We start from the raw sequence: 12,613 nt of genomic DNA, 5'->3' as shown, positions 1-12,613 counted from the left end.
AATTCTAACAGCTTTTCAACTTCTGTGCGAAGTTTTTCATCAGTGTGCAAAGTTGCCACATGGCTGCTTTTTTACTCGATTGCCCCGCCCGCCGCGACGCCGGAAGCCCATGCCCACTGGAAGTTATAGCCGCCGAGCCAGCCCGTCACGTCGACCGTCTCGCCGATGAAATACAGGCCCGGGACAGTGTTCGCCATCATCGTCTGCTGCGACAGTTCGCGCGTATCGACGCCACCCAGGGTCACCTCGGCCTTTTTATAGCCTTCCGAACCGGTCGGGACGATGGCCCAGCGGTTGATCGCATCGCCCAGCTTGCGCAATTTCGCGTCGGCCATGTCCGGCAAGCGCGCATCCGGTGCGAGGCCATTGCCGGTCAGCAGGCCTTCGGCGAGGCGCGTCGGCAGCCATTGCGACAAGATATTGCCCAGCTGTTTTTTCACCGTCGTCTTCATGGCAATCAGCTCTTCCGCCACATCCATTTCCGGCAGCAGATTCAGTACGATGGGCGTGCCCGGCTGCCAGTAGCTGGAGATTTGCAGGATGGCCGGGCCGGACAGGCCGCGGTGCGTGAACAATAAGTCTTCGCGGAAATAGCCGTACTTCGCGTTCCGGCCCTTCTTCGATCCCGTCGTCACGTCCACTTCCAGCGCGATGCCGGCCAGCGGCACGAACGGTTGCCAGCTGGGACCGTCGAACGTGAGCGGCACGAGGCCCGGGCGCGTCTCGACAATTTTCAGATCGAAATGCTTCGCGATGCGATAGCCGAGATCCGTCGCGCCGATCTTCGGGATCGACAGGCCGCCCGTTGCGACCACGACATTGCTCGCGAGGATGGGCTCGCCATCCGTGTCGATGCGGAATCCTTCCGCGTTCTTCGTGACGCCGGCCACCTTGCACGGCATGCGCCACTGCACGCCGCCCGCGTCGCACTCCGCCTTCAGCATGGCGATGATCTGTTCGGACGAGTCGTCACAGAACAGCTGGCCGCGGTGTTTTTCGTGGTACGCGATGCGATGCTTCTTGACGAGCGCGAGGAAATCCTGCGGGGTGTAGCGCGACAGCGCGCTGCGGCAGAAATGCGGATTCTCGGACAGGAAATTCTGCGGGCCGGCGTTGATGTTGGTGAAGTTGCAGCGCCCGCCGCCCGAGATGCGGATTTTTTCCGCCAGCTTGCCGGCGTGGTCGACCAGCAGGACGCGCTTGCCGCGCTGGGCCGCGGTGGCGGCGCACATCATGCCGGCGGCACCGGCGCCGATGATCGCCACGTCGTAGTGTTTTGCCATGCCTATCCCGTTTATCGCGCGCAAAAAGGCATGATTGTACGGTAGGGTGGGCACCCTGTGCCCACGCGAATATCTGTGCGGTACGTTGGCGTTACGCGTGGGCACGTTTCATTTGCCCCCCCGCCCCAAATGCCCACCCAACGGAGGATTACGCGGCGATACGTAACGCCCGCGCCACCTGCACGCACTGCGCCACCTGCGCCGCGATCGGCGGCGGCACGGGCTCTTCACCGCGCAGCGCACGCCCGATCCAGTCGGCGGTCGCCGCGGCGTCGCGGCCTTCCGGCGCGGGCGCCAGCTCGTCTGTCGGCGCGTCGCGTTCGACCAGCAGCGTCTTTTGTCCGGCGTGGAACCAGTTGATTTCCTGGGCGCGGTTGGCGTTCGCCACCGTCTCCCCTTCCGTGCCGCGCATGAGGAACGCGTCGCCGCGTTTGTGCGGGGCGGCCGTTTCGAAATACTCGGTCAGCATCGCCAGGTATTCCGGGTGCGTGTACGACACGAGGCGCAGCGCCGGGCCTTCGAACGGCTGCAGGATCTTGACGATCGTATGCGTGGAATTGCGCACGCCGAGGATGCGGCGCAGCGACAACTGGTGCGCCAGTTCCGGCGCCAATAACTCGATCGGCATGAAGCACGGGCGGCCGGCGGCGAAGGCGTCCAGCATGTCGGCCGTGGAGCCGCTCGGGCCGATGCCCATCTCGGCGAAGATCTCGGCCGTCGTCACGCGGCCCGGGTCTTCCTGCACGCCGTGCACGAGCACCGGCACGCCCGCGCGCGCGAGGAGCAGCGCCAGCAGCGGCGTCAGGTTGGCCAGCTTGCGCGCGCCGTTGTAGCTGGGGATCAGCACGGGCGCGAAATCGCCGGGCGGCGCGGGCAGCGGCGCGAACGAGCTTTCCGCCGCGTCCATGAAGCCGGCGATTTCTTCGACGGACTCGCCCTTGATGCGCATCGCGAGCAGGATGCCGCCCAGTTCCAGGTCGGACACCCGCCCGTCGAGCATGGCGGCGTAGAGCAGTTTCGCATCCTCGCGCGACATGCTGCGCGCGCCTTTTACGCCGCGGCCGATCTCCTTGATGAAGCGGGCCGCCGGGAAGGGATTTTGGGAGGTGTTGGTCGTGTCCATGATGACAGGATACCATGCAACATTTTTGAGCAGGAGGATGCACGGTGTAAGATTTCAGGCTAGACTCAACGATCCCCTCTGGAATAAATACGATTGCCATGCTGATCACGCCCGATATCGAAAACACCAACGTCACCTCGTTCGCGACCATGCCGACGCCCAGCGAGCTGCATAAAAAGCTGCCGCTGACGGACAAGGCCTTCACCACCGTGATGAAGGGCCGCGAGACCCTGCGCAACATCCTCGACCGCAAGGACAAGCGCCTGTTCGTGGTCGTCGGGCCCTGCTCGATCCACGATCCGGTCGCGGGCCTCGACTATGCGCGCCGCCTGAAGGCGCTGCAGGCCGAGGTGGAAGACACGATGGTGCTCGTGATGCGCGTGTATTTCGAAAAGCCGCGCACCACGACCGGCTGGAAGGGCTATATCAACGATCCGTTCATGGACGACTCGTTCCGCGTGGACGTCGGCATGGAGCGCGCGCGCCAGTTCCTGCTCGACGTGTGCGAACTGGGCCTGCCGACGGCCACCGAAGCGCTCGACCCGATCTCGCCGCAATACCTGGGCGACCTGATCGCGTGGACCGCGATCGGCGCACGCACGACCGAATCGCAGACGCACCGCGAGATGTCGTCGGGCCTCTCCACGCCGGTCGGCTTCAAGAACGGCACCGACGGCGACGTCAGCATCGCCATCAACGCCGTGCTGTCCTCGTCCAGCCCGCACTCCTTCCTGGGCATCAACGGCCAGGGCGGCGTGTCGATCGTGCGCACCCGCGGCAACGCCTACGGCCACGTCGTGCTGCGCGGCGGCGGCGGCCGTCCGAACTACGACTCGGTCTCGGTCGCGATCGCCGAGCAGGCGCTCAAGAAGGCCGGCCTGCCCGCGAACCTCGTCGTCGACTGCTCGCACGCCAACAGCTATAAAAAGCCGGAGCTGCAGCCGCTCGTCATGTCGGACGTGATCCAGCAGATCAGGCACGGCAACCAGTCGCTCGTCGGCGTGATGATCGAATCGAACATCGTCGGCGGCAGCCAGCCGATTCCGAGCGATCTGTCGCAGCTGAAGTACGGCTGCTCCGTCACCGACGGCTGCATCGCCTGGGACGATACCGAGACCATGCTGCGCAACGCACACAAGGAATTGCTGGAGCGGCCGTGATGCCCTGGCGGGCCAATGCAGGTACAATGGCAGATTGCGCGCCGCCCCGGCGCGCCGATCTTGTCTACCTCACACTGTTCCTTGCTTGCCCATGATTGTCCTCGGCGTCGAATCCTCCTGCGATGAAACCGGCCTGGCTCTGTACGACACGGAGCGCGGCCTGCTGTCCCACGCACTGCACTCGCAGGTCGCGATGCACGAGGAATACGGCGGCGTGGTGCCGGAACTGGCGTCGCGCGACCACATCCGGCGCGCGCTGCCGCTGCTGGAACAGGTGCTCGCGAAGGCCGGCCTGCCGATGGAACGCATCGACGCCATCGCCTACACGCAGGGCCCCGGCCTCGCGGGCGCGCTGCTGGTGGGATCGTCCGTCGCCTGCAGCCTCGCGCTGGCGCTGGATAAACCCGTGCTGGGCGTGCACCACCTGGAAGGCCACCTGCTGTCGCCGCTGCTCGCGACCGAGCGGCCGGAATTCCCGTTCGTCGCCCTCCTCGTCTCCGGCGGCCACACGCAGCTGATGCGCGTCGATGGCGTCGGCCGCTACACCCTGCTGGGCGAGACGCTGGACGACGCGGCCGGCGAAGCGTTCGACAAATCGGCCAAGCTGCTGGGCCTCGGCTACCCGGGTGGCCCGGCCATTTCGCGCCTGGCGGAATTCGGCGATCCGGAAGCGTATAAACTCCCGCGCCCGATGCTGCACTCGAAAGACTTCAACTTCAGCTTCTCGGGCCTCAAGACGGCCGTGCTGACCGTCGTGAAGAACAACGCAAGCGACATCGCGAACGTGTGCGAGCAGGACAAGGCCAACATCGCGCGCGGCTTCGTCGATGCCATCGTCGACGTGCTGACGGCGAAGTGCGTGCTGGCGCTGAAGCACACCGGATTGAAACGCCTCGTGATCGCGGGCGGCGTGGGCGCGAACCGCCAGCTGCGCGCGTCGCTGAACGAGGCGGCCGCGAAGAAGCGCTTCAAGGTCTACTACCCCGAACTCGAATTCTGCACCGACAACGGCGCAATGATCGCGTTCGCGGGCGCGCTGCGCCTGGAGCGCAATCCGGACGCGGCGCAGCGCGACTACGCATTCAACGTGCGCCCGCGCTGGCCGCTGGACGAAATCGAGCCGGCCTGATTCGACGCACAGTGTAGCCGTGGGCACGGGGAGCCCACCCTACTACAATACACGACCTGCCGTAGGGTGGGCTCCCCGAGCCCACCATGCTTCATCCGTCACGCCGCTTCCTTGGCGGGCCTCGCCTGCCGGTGATACAGGAACTCCAGCACCCGCGTCCGATACTCGTTGTACAGCGCATCGTGCGCCAGCGCGACGCGCTCGCGCGGCCGCGGCAGGCGCACGTCCACGATCTCGCCGATGGTCGCGGCCGGGCCGTTCGTCATCATCACGATGCGGTCCGACAGCAGCACCGCCTCGTCCACGTCGTGCGTGACCATCACGACCGTGGACTCCGTCTGGGCGACGATGCGCAGCAACTCGTCCTGCAAGTGCGCGCGGGTCAGCGCGTCGAGGGCGCCGAACGGCTCGTCCATCAGCAGCACCTTCGGTTCCATCGACAGCGCGCGGGCGATGCCGACGCGCTGCTTCATGCCGCCCGAGATCTCGCTGGGCCGCTTCTGCGCCGCGTGCGTCAGGCCCACCAGCGCCAGCGCATCGGCCGTGCGGGTACGCAGTTGCTCCTTCCCTTCGCGGACGCCGAACACGCGCTCGACGGCCAGGTAGACGTTCTCGAAACAGGTCAACCACGGCAGCAGCGAATGGTTCTGGAACACGACCGCGCGCTCCGGCGCCGGTCCGGCGATCTCGCGGCCGGCGCAGATCAGCACGCCCTCGCTGGCGCGGGTCAGGCCCGCCAGCAGGTTCAGCAACGTGGACTTGCCGCAGCCGGAGTGGCCGATCAGCGTGATGAACTCGCCCCGCGCCACCTTCAGGTTGACGTCGGTGAGCGCGTGGAAGCGGCCCTTGCGGGTGTCGAACAGCATCTCGACCTGCTGCACTTCGATGAATTTCGGTTCGCTCATGATCCACTCTCTTCGTAGGTGACGGCGCGGGCCAGTGCGACCAGCGCCTGCTCCAGCACCAACCCGACCACGCCGATGACGACGATGGCGATGAGGATGTGCGGCACGTTCAGGTTGTTCCACTCGTCCCACACCCAGAAGCCGATGCCCACGCCGCCGGTCAGCATCTCGGCCGCGACGATCACCAGCCACGCCGTGCCGATCGCCAGGCGCACGCCGGTCAGCATGTACGGCAGCACCGCGGGCAGCAGGATCTTCGTGAAGACCTTCCACTCCGACAGGTTCAGCACCCTCGCCACGTTCATGTAGTCCTGCGGCACGCGCTGCACGCCGACGGCCGTGTTGATGATCATCGGCCAGATCGAGCAGATGAAGATGGCCCAGATGGCAGCCGGGTTCGCGGCCTTGAACACGAGCAGGCCGATGGGCAGCCAGGCCAGCGGCGACACGGGGCGCAGCAGGCTGACGATGGGATTGCACATGCCGGCCAGGAAGCGCGAGCGGCCGATCAGGAAGCCGAGCGGGATGCCCGCCGCCGCGGCGAGGCCGAAGCCCAGCGCCACCCGCTCGAGCGACGCGAGGATGTTCCAGCCGATGCCCTGGTCGTTCGGCCCGTTGCTGTAGAACGGGTCGGCGAACAGCTGGACGGCCGCCTGCCACGTGACGAAGGGCGACGGAAAGTTGCTGTTGTTCGCGGAGACGAGCTGCCACACCAGCACCAGCATGGCGAGACCCAGCACCGGCGGCAGCACTGCCAGCAACAGCGCGCGGCCGTTCGGCACACGCAGCGCCAGGGCACGCCGGGCAGGCACGGCGTGCGCGCCCGCTGTCGAATTCACGACGGTATTCATGATGTCCTCCGGTTCAGACCTTGATCTTGAAAGCGGCGGCATACGCGGCCGGGTTCTTCCCGTCCCACACCACGCCGTCGATGAGCTTCGCGGACCGCATTGGCGACTTCGGCACGTCGGCCTTCGCCATGGCGGCCGCCTCGCGGTACAGCGCGACCTGGTTGACGCTCGACGCCACGGCGAGATAGTCGGGATCGGACTTCAGCAGACCCCAGCGGCGGTGCTGGGTCATGAACCACATGCCGTCCGACAGGTACGGGAAGTTGACCGTGCCGTCGTTGTAGAACTTCATGGAGTTCGGGTCGTCCCACGTCTTGCCCAGGCCGTTCTGGTAGCGGCCCAGGATGCGCTGGTTGATCACGTCCACCGAGGTGTTGACGTAGGATTTGTCGGCGATCGTCTCGGCCATCTTGACCTTGTTGGACATGTTCGCATCGATCCAGCGGCTGGCCTCCAGCACCGCGGCCACCAGGGCGCGCGCCGTGTTCGGGTATTTCTTGACCCATTCGAGCGACGTGCCGAGGGTCTTTTCCGGGTGGTCTTTCCAGATGTCCTGGGTGGTTGCGGCCGTGATGCCGACGCCGTCGACGATGGCGCGATGGTTCCACGGTTCGCCCACGCAGAAGCCGTCCATGTTCCCGACGCGCATGTTCGCCACCATCTGCGGCGGCGGCACCGTGATCACCTTGGCGTCCTTCATCGGGTTGATGCCGTAGCTGGCCAGCCAGTAGTACAGCCACATCGCGTGGGTGCCGGTCGGGAAGGTCTGGGCGAAGCTGTACTCGCGCTTGTCCGTGCTCATCACCTTCGCCAGCGACGGGCCGTCCACGGCTCTGGCGTCGGCCAATTTCTTCGACAGGGTGATGGCCTGGCCGTTCTGGTTCAGGCTCATCAGCACCGCCATGTCCTTCTTCGGACCGCCGATACCCATCTGCACACCGTAGATCAGGCCATACAGCACGTGGGCGGCATCCAGTTCGCCGTTGACCAGCTTGTCGCGCACGCTGGCCCACGACGATTCCTTGCTGGGGACAATCCTGATGCCGTACTTCTTGTCGAAGCCCAGCACGGACGCCATCACCACGGAGGCGCAATCGGTCAGGGGAATGAAGCCGACCTTCACTTCGGTCTTCTCGGGCTTGTCGGAGCCGGCGGCGAAGACCCCGCCGGAGACGAGTCCGGTGAGCGAGGCCGTGGCACCGGCGGCCAGCAGGCGGCGACGGGTCGGATTGGTTGTATCGGTCATGTTGGTCCTTGTAGAAGGCAATCGAAAGAAGAGACAACGCTGCGGCGGCGGAGTGGCCAGCTCCGGCGCCCTCATAGTCAATACAGCAATTGCCGTGCCAACACGCAAATTGGTGCGTCGGCACCGTCGTTGTGCCGACGCACCATGAAAAACGGGGCCGCACACCGATTGCGTGCAACGGTCCGCACGGGTTTGCCAGACGGCGGCGCATGCGCGTCCGGAACCGTGCGGCGTGCGCCGGCGTGGCGCATGCCTGTCATACCGTTGTCATCCCATCAAGATAGAGTGCGGCCGGTTTCCATCACAACCGGACCAACATCTTGAAACGCAATCACGCATTGCTCGCCGCATTTGCCAGCCCTTTGGTTGCCGCCGGCCTCACCGGCTGCGGCGAGCCATCCACGCCCGCCAACGTCATCCCCGAAGGCACCACCGTGTCCCTCGCCCTGCTCGAGACCACCGACATCCACTCGAACGTCCTGGGCTACAACTATTACTCGCTGGCCGACGACGCGACCCTGGGCCTCGACCGTACGTCCACGCTGATCCAGCAGGCGCGCGCGGAGAATCCGAACAACCTGCTGTTCGACGACGGCGACGTCATCCAGGGCACCCTGCTGGCCGACCTGCAGGCCGTCACGGCGCCCGTGAAGTGCGCCGACACGCTGGCCGTGCACAAGGCGATGAACGCGCTGAAATACGATGCGGGCGGCCTGGGCAACCACGAATTCAACTACGGCCTGCCGTTCCTCAGCCAGGTCACGAACACCGACTTCGGCATCCCGGGCGTCTCCAAGCCGGCCGGCACCTGCGGCGGGCCGAACTTCCCGCTCGTGCTGTCGAACGTGACCGCGGTCGCCACGAACAAGACGATCTACGCCCCGTACCGCATCCTCGCGCGCAACTTCACGGCGACGAAGCCGAACGGCGAGACGATGCCGGTCTCCGTGAACGTGGGCGTGATGAGCTTCGTGCCGCCGCAGATCCTCGACTGGGACCAGAAGAACCTGGCCGGCAAGGTGGCCGTGGGCGGCGCCGTGGAAGCAGCGCAGCAGTACGTGCCGGAGATGCGCGGCAAGGGCGCGGACCTCGTCGTCGCGCTGTCGCACGGGGGCCTGGACACGAGCACGTACAGCCCGAAGATGGAAAACCAGAGCTATCACCTCAGCACGACCGGCATCGACGCCCTGCTGATCGGCCACTCGCACCTCATCTTCCCGAAGGGGAAAGAGACGGGCGCCGCGGCGCTGGATCCGTCGTTCGCGGCGATCCCCGCATCGGCCAGGGTCGATGCGGTGAACGGCTTCGTCAACGGCGTGCCGACCGTCATGGCGCAGAGCTGGGGGCGGCGCCTCGGCATCGTCAAGCTGACGCTCGCGTACCAGGGCGGCAAGTGGGTCGTGCAGCCGGCGCGGACGACGGTCGAATCGCGCGGCTACAAGTACAAGGACGGCACGACCAGCGTCGCGGCCGACCCGGCCATCGCGGCTGCCGTGCAGACCGAGCACCAGGCCACGATCGCGTATGCGAAGCAGCCGCTGGGCGTGGCGACGGATTTCGAGATGTCGTCGTACTTCGCGCTCGTCGGCGACGTGTCGGCGATCCAGCTCGTGAACCAGGCGCAGATCGACTATGTGAAGAACGCCATCGCGACGAGCACGGATGCCACGCTGGCGAGCTATAACAACATCCCCGTGATCTCGTGCAGCGCGCCGTTCAAGGCGGGCCGCAACGGGCCGTCGGACTTCACGGACGTGGCACCGGGCGCGACGCCGGCGGCGCCCGTCGGCCTGCAAGTCCGCAACCCGGGCGACCTTTACCTGTACAGCAACAACAACCTGCAGGCCGTGAAGATCAAGGGATCGGACCTGAAGAACTGGCTGGAGACGGCCGCGAAGCAGTTCGCGCGCATCGATCCGGCAGCGACCGCCGAGCAGGACCTCGTCCCGTCGTACGGCACGATCTACAACTACGACGTGTTCTACGCCGAGAACAACGCGCTGCAATACCAGATCGACGTGACGAAGCCGGCCGGCAGCCGCATCGTCAACCTGACGTACCAGGGCAAGCCGGTGGCGGACACGGACGACTTCATCGTCGCCACCAACGACTACCGCGCGGGCGGCGGCGGCAACTTCCCCGGCATCGACGGCAGCAAGACGATCATCAAGTCCCCGGACGCGAACCAGGCCGTCGTCAGCAACTACCTGCAGAAGATCGGCGCGGCCACCGGCAAGGTCACCTTGGCCGCGAACGGCGGCGCGCGCAGCTGGCGCTTCGTCAAGACCGCGACCGCCGGCCCCGTGATCCTGCGCTCGGCGCCGGGCCACCTGGCGCTGGCGCAGGCCGCGGGTCTCGCCAGCGTCACGGCCGAGGGCGGGCTGGACGCGAGCGGGTTCGCGAAATATGCGATCGACCTGTCGAAGTAAGCCGGCATGAAGCGCCGACTCGCCTCCGCGCTGGTGCTCGCCCTCCTCGCCGGCTGCGGACGCGCGCCGCTGCCGGCCGAGATCGAGGCCGTGTCGATGGCCGCGACCCAGCGCGGCGATGACGCCGCCGAGCAGCGCCTGCGGGACTGGGCCGCCGACGGCATGCCGGTGGCCGAGCGCGAGCTCGCGCTGCTGTACCGGAAGCGCCATCGCGACGACCAGGCGCGCGCCCTGTTCCTGCGCGCGGCACGCCAGGGCGATGCGGAAGCCGCCCATCAACTCGGGGAGCTGGAACGCGACCGCCCGGGTACGAACGCCCAGGCCGCGCAGTGGTACCGCCAGGCCGCGCAGCAAGGGCACCCGAAGGCCGCGCTGAGGCTCGCGCTGCTGTTGAAGAACGGCGACGGCATCCCGACGGACAAAACGGCTGCCGCGCACTGGCTCGGCGTGGCGGCCCAGGCGGGCGATGCGCATGCGATGTTCCTGTTGTCGAACGCGTATAAGGACGGCGACGGCGTGCCGGCCGATCCACGCCGCGCGCGCGACCTGCTGGAACGCGCGGCCGACCGCGAATACCCGGCCGCGATCCAGGAACTGGCGCTCGTCAAGCAGACGGGCGACGACCTCACGGCCAAGGATGCCGCGGAGGCGGACCAGCTGCTGAAAGAAGGCGCGGAACACCGGCGCAGCAACGCCCGCCGTTTCTAAAACGGCCCCAATCAGGTGAACTTGTAACCTTGACATCGATCCTACCGTGTGACCGTCATTCTCCAAAGAATGGCAAACTCTGGCAGTTGAGTTTTACGGAGGTATCGAATGCGCGTGGTTAGCTGGAATATTCACTGGGGCTGTGGGAGGGACGGGCGCATCCGGATCCACGCAATCATCGATGTGCTGCGCAAGCTGAATCCCGACGTGATCTGCCTGCAGGAAGTGGCCGCCAACCATCCCGAACTGGAGGGCAGCGCCAGCGCGAGCCAGTTCAAGCAACTGGCCGGCGCATTCGGCGGGTACCACATGATCGAGCAGGCGCCGAGCGAAATCTACCGGAACAACCTGCCCCGCCAGTTCGGCAATCTCCTGCTGTCCAAATACCGCATCACCCAGGCGCAGCGCCACATGCTGCCCTGGCCCGTCGATCCGGAACACCCGGCCGGCATGCCGCGCGGGATGATCGAAACCGTGCTGGAAGCGCCCGGCGGCAAGCTGCGCGTGCTGACGACCCACCTCGAATACTATTCGCCCATGCAGCGCCGCGCGCAGATCGCCCGCATCCGCGAACTGCACGAGGAAGCGTGCGCCCGCGCCGCCGTCTACCAGCCGGAACCCGCGCTCGAGCCGCCGTTCCAGCTCGGCTTTAGGCCCGGCACGGCGATCTACTGCGGCGATTTCAATCTTGGTCCGGATTCGGAAGACTATCGCGCCCTGCTGGCGCCCGCATCAAGCGGTGCGCTGGGCCTCGTCGACGCCTGGCGCGTGCATCACGGCGACATCCCGCGCGCCCCGACGGCGGGCCTGCATGGCTTCAAATGGCCGGAAAAGCCCGACTGCTACGATTATTTCTTCGTCACGGAAGACCTGGCGGGACGCGTGGCCGACATGAGCGTGCAGTCCGAGACGTCGGCCTCGGACCACCAGCCCATCGTGCTCGATCTGAACTGAGAACCGCTCAGGCGGCCGGTTCCTCGTCCTGCTCGAGCTCCTCGTCCTGCTGCGCGATCTGGCGCAGCGCCTGCTCGAACACCTCGGGCGGCTGGCCGCCGGAGATCAGGTGGCGCTGGTTGATCACGATCGCCGGCACCGAGCGGATACCGGCACGCTGCCAGTAGTACTCGAGCTGGCGCACCTCGTCCGCATACGCGTTGGATGCCAGCACCTGGCGCGCGGCCTCCACGTCGAGGCCGACCTCGCCCGCCGCGCGCAGCAGCACGTCGTGCGCGCCCGGGTTCTCGCCCAGCGTGAAATACGCCTCGAACAGCTTTTCCTTCAGCGCCTGCTGGCGGCCCTGGCCTTCCGCCCAGTGCAGCAGGCGGTGCGCGTCGAAGGTGTTGTAGATGCGGCCGCGTTTGCTCATGTCGAACGTGAAGCCGACGGCCTCGCCGCGCTGGCGGATCATCTCGCGCGACTGTTCCTGCTGGGCGGGGGTGGAGCCGTATTTCTCGGTGATGTGTTCGAAGATGTCCTGGCCTTCCGGCCCCATGCCCGGGTTCAGCTCGAACGGCTGGAAGTGCATGTCGACCGTAATGTCGCCGCCCACCCGCTCCAGTGCCTGTTCGAGCGATTTCAGGCCGATCACGCACCACGGACACGACACATCCGACACGAAATCGATTCTCATCTGCTTGCTCACGTTTCACCGCCTTTCATATTGTATTCACTGACGCTACATCGTTTTTGCAGCGGATGGCATATGGTGACACATCGAACGAAAGGGAGCAGCGCGCCAAACAAATTCGGCAAATAGTGTTCGGAGCAATTTCCAAAAAC

Annotated in this window: 11 protein-coding genes; 5 read left to right on the top strand and 6 right to left on the bottom strand. The window is 66.1% G+C overall.

Annotation, left to right across the window (positions count from 1 at the left end):
* Positions 1-71: 71 nt before the first annotated feature.
* On the bottom strand, positions 72-1,283 hold the full coding sequence (locus tag ACL58G_RS09180; RefSeq protein WP_413382429.1) for an NAD(P)/FAD-dependent oxidoreductase: 1,212 nt from the start codon (positions 1,281-1,283) through the stop codon (positions 72-74).
* A 148-nt stretch (positions 1,284-1,431) separates the two neighbouring features.
* Positions 1,432-2,406 (bottom strand): DNA-binding protein YbiB, encoded by a 975-nt coding sequence (gene ybiB, locus ACL58G_RS09175; RefSeq protein ID WP_440966430.1) that lies wholly within the window; start codon positions 2,404-2,406, stop codon positions 1,432-1,434.
* Between the two features lie 101 nt (positions 2,407-2,507).
* Here ybiB and ACL58G_RS09170 point away from each other — a divergent pair, with 101 nt between their 5' ends.
* Together ACL58G_RS09170 and tsaD are read left to right on the top strand one after the other, a co-directional pair.
* A complete protein-coding gene (locus ACL58G_RS09170) occupies positions 2,508-3,566 on the top strand; it encodes a 3-deoxy-7-phosphoheptulonate synthase (protein WP_440967996.1) in 1,059 nt (352 codons plus the stop codon).
* Between the two features lie 91 nt (positions 3,567-3,657).
* Positions 3,658-4,695 carry a tRNA (adenosine(37)-N6)-threonylcarbamoyltransferase complex transferase subunit TsaD gene (gene tsaD / locus ACL58G_RS09165; RefSeq protein ID WP_413382421.1) on the top strand — a complete coding sequence of 346 codons (1,038 nt, stop codon included), beginning with the start codon at positions 3,658-3,660 and terminating at the stop codon, positions 4,693-4,695.
* A gap of 98 nt (positions 4,696-4,793) precedes the next feature.
* On the opposite strand, the gene ACL58G_RS09160 is transcribed toward tsaD, so the two are convergent.
* Genes ACL58G_RS09160 through ACL58G_RS09150 form a run of 3 tightly spaced genes read right to left on the bottom strand, consistent with a single transcriptional unit; the run spans position 4,794 to position 7,697 of the window.
* Positions 4,794-5,600: an ABC transporter ATP-binding protein gene (locus tag ACL58G_RS09160; RefSeq protein WP_440966429.1), complete on the bottom strand. Its 807-nt coding sequence runs from the start codon at positions 5,598-5,600 to the stop codon at positions 4,794-4,796.
* Complete coding sequence (gene ntrB / locus ACL58G_RS09155) at positions 5,597-6,451, bottom strand: nitrate ABC transporter permease (protein ID WP_413382416.1); 855 nt, start codon at positions 6,449-6,451, stop codon at positions 5,597-5,599. Before ntrB ends, ACL58G_RS09160 begins: the two co-directional genes overlap by 4 nt.
* Before the next feature lie 13 nt (positions 6,452-6,464).
* Positions 6,465-7,697, bottom strand: a complete 1,233-nt coding sequence (locus ACL58G_RS09150) for a CmpA/NrtA family ABC transporter substrate-binding protein (protein ID WP_413382413.1) — start codon at positions 7,695-7,697, stop codon at positions 6,465-6,467.
* 317 nt (positions 7,698-8,014) lie between these two features.
* Here ACL58G_RS09150 and ACL58G_RS09145 point away from each other — a divergent pair, with 317 nt between their 5' ends.
* From ACL58G_RS09145 to ACL58G_RS09135, 3 genes are all read left to right on the top strand, one after another.
* Entirely contained in the window at positions 8,015-10,126 is a 2,112-nt protein-coding gene (locus ACL58G_RS09145) for a bifunctional 2',3'-cyclic-nucleotide 2'-phosphodiesterase/3'-nucleotidase (protein WP_440967994.1), read from the top strand.
* A 6-nt stretch (positions 10,127-10,132) separates the two neighbouring features.
* Positions 10,133-10,834, top strand: coding sequence for a tetratricopeptide repeat protein (locus ACL58G_RS09140; protein WP_440966426.1), 702 nt, complete (start codon positions 10,133-10,135; stop codon positions 10,832-10,834).
* Positions 10,835-10,942: 108 nt separating this feature from the next.
* On the top strand, positions 10,943-11,788 hold the full coding sequence (locus ACL58G_RS09135) for an endonuclease/exonuclease/phosphatase family protein (protein ID WP_413382407.1): 846 nt from the start codon (positions 10,943-10,945) through the stop codon (positions 11,786-11,788).
* Positions 11,789-11,795: 7 nt separating this feature from the next.
* Here ACL58G_RS09135 and ACL58G_RS09130 read toward each other — a convergent pair whose 3' ends face one another.
* Entirely contained in the window at positions 11,796-12,464 is a 669-nt protein-coding gene (locus ACL58G_RS09130) for a DsbA family oxidoreductase (protein WP_413343727.1), read from the bottom strand.
* Positions 12,465-12,613 lie beyond the last annotated feature (149 nt).

This window comes from Massilia sp. GER05 (genome assembly GCF_052056005.1).
Classification (GTDB): domain Bacteria; phylum Pseudomonadota; class Gammaproteobacteria; order Burkholderiales; family Burkholderiaceae_D; genus Telluria; species Telluria orientalis.
The sequence above is the reverse complement of the archived record's forward strand: the minus strand, read 5'-3'. Positions and strand labels throughout refer to the sequence as shown.

What these genes read in the sequence shown, in the direction of transcription:
- ACL58G_RS09180 (WP_413382429.1), bottom strand. Translation starts at nt 1,283, where the DNA reads ATGGCAAAACACTACGACGTGGCGATCATCGGCGCCGGTGCCGCCGGC.
- ybiB (WP_440966430.1), bottom strand. Translation starts at nt 2,406, where the DNA reads ATGGACACGACCAACACCTCCCAAAATCCCTTCCCGGCGGCCCGCTTC.
- tsaD (WP_413382421.1), top strand. Translation starts at nt 3,658, where the DNA reads ATGATTGTCCTCGGCGTCGAATCCTCCTGCGATGAAACCGGCCTGGCT.
- ACL58G_RS09160 (WP_440966429.1), bottom strand. Translation starts at nt 5,600, where the DNA reads ATGAGCGAACCGAAATTCATCGAAGTGCAGCAGGTCGAGATGCTGTTC.
- ntrB (WP_413382416.1), bottom strand. Translation starts at nt 6,451, where the DNA reads ATGAATACCGTCGTGAATTCGACAGCGGGCGCGCACGCCGTGCCTGCC.
- ACL58G_RS09150 (WP_413382413.1), bottom strand. Translation starts at nt 7,697, where the DNA reads ATGACCGATACAACCAATCCGACCCGTCGCCGCCTGCTGGCCGCCGGT.
- ACL58G_RS09140 (WP_440966426.1), top strand. Translation starts at nt 10,133, where the DNA reads ATGAAGCGCCGACTCGCCTCCGCGCTGGTGCTCGCCCTCCTCGCCGGC.
- ACL58G_RS09135 (WP_413382407.1), top strand. Translation starts at nt 10,943, where the DNA reads ATGCGCGTGGTTAGCTGGAATATTCACTGGGGCTGTGGGAGGGACGGG.
- ACL58G_RS09130 (WP_413343727.1), bottom strand. Translation starts at nt 12,464, where the DNA reads ATGAGAATCGATTTCGTGTCGGATGTGTCGTGTCCGTGGTGCGTGATC.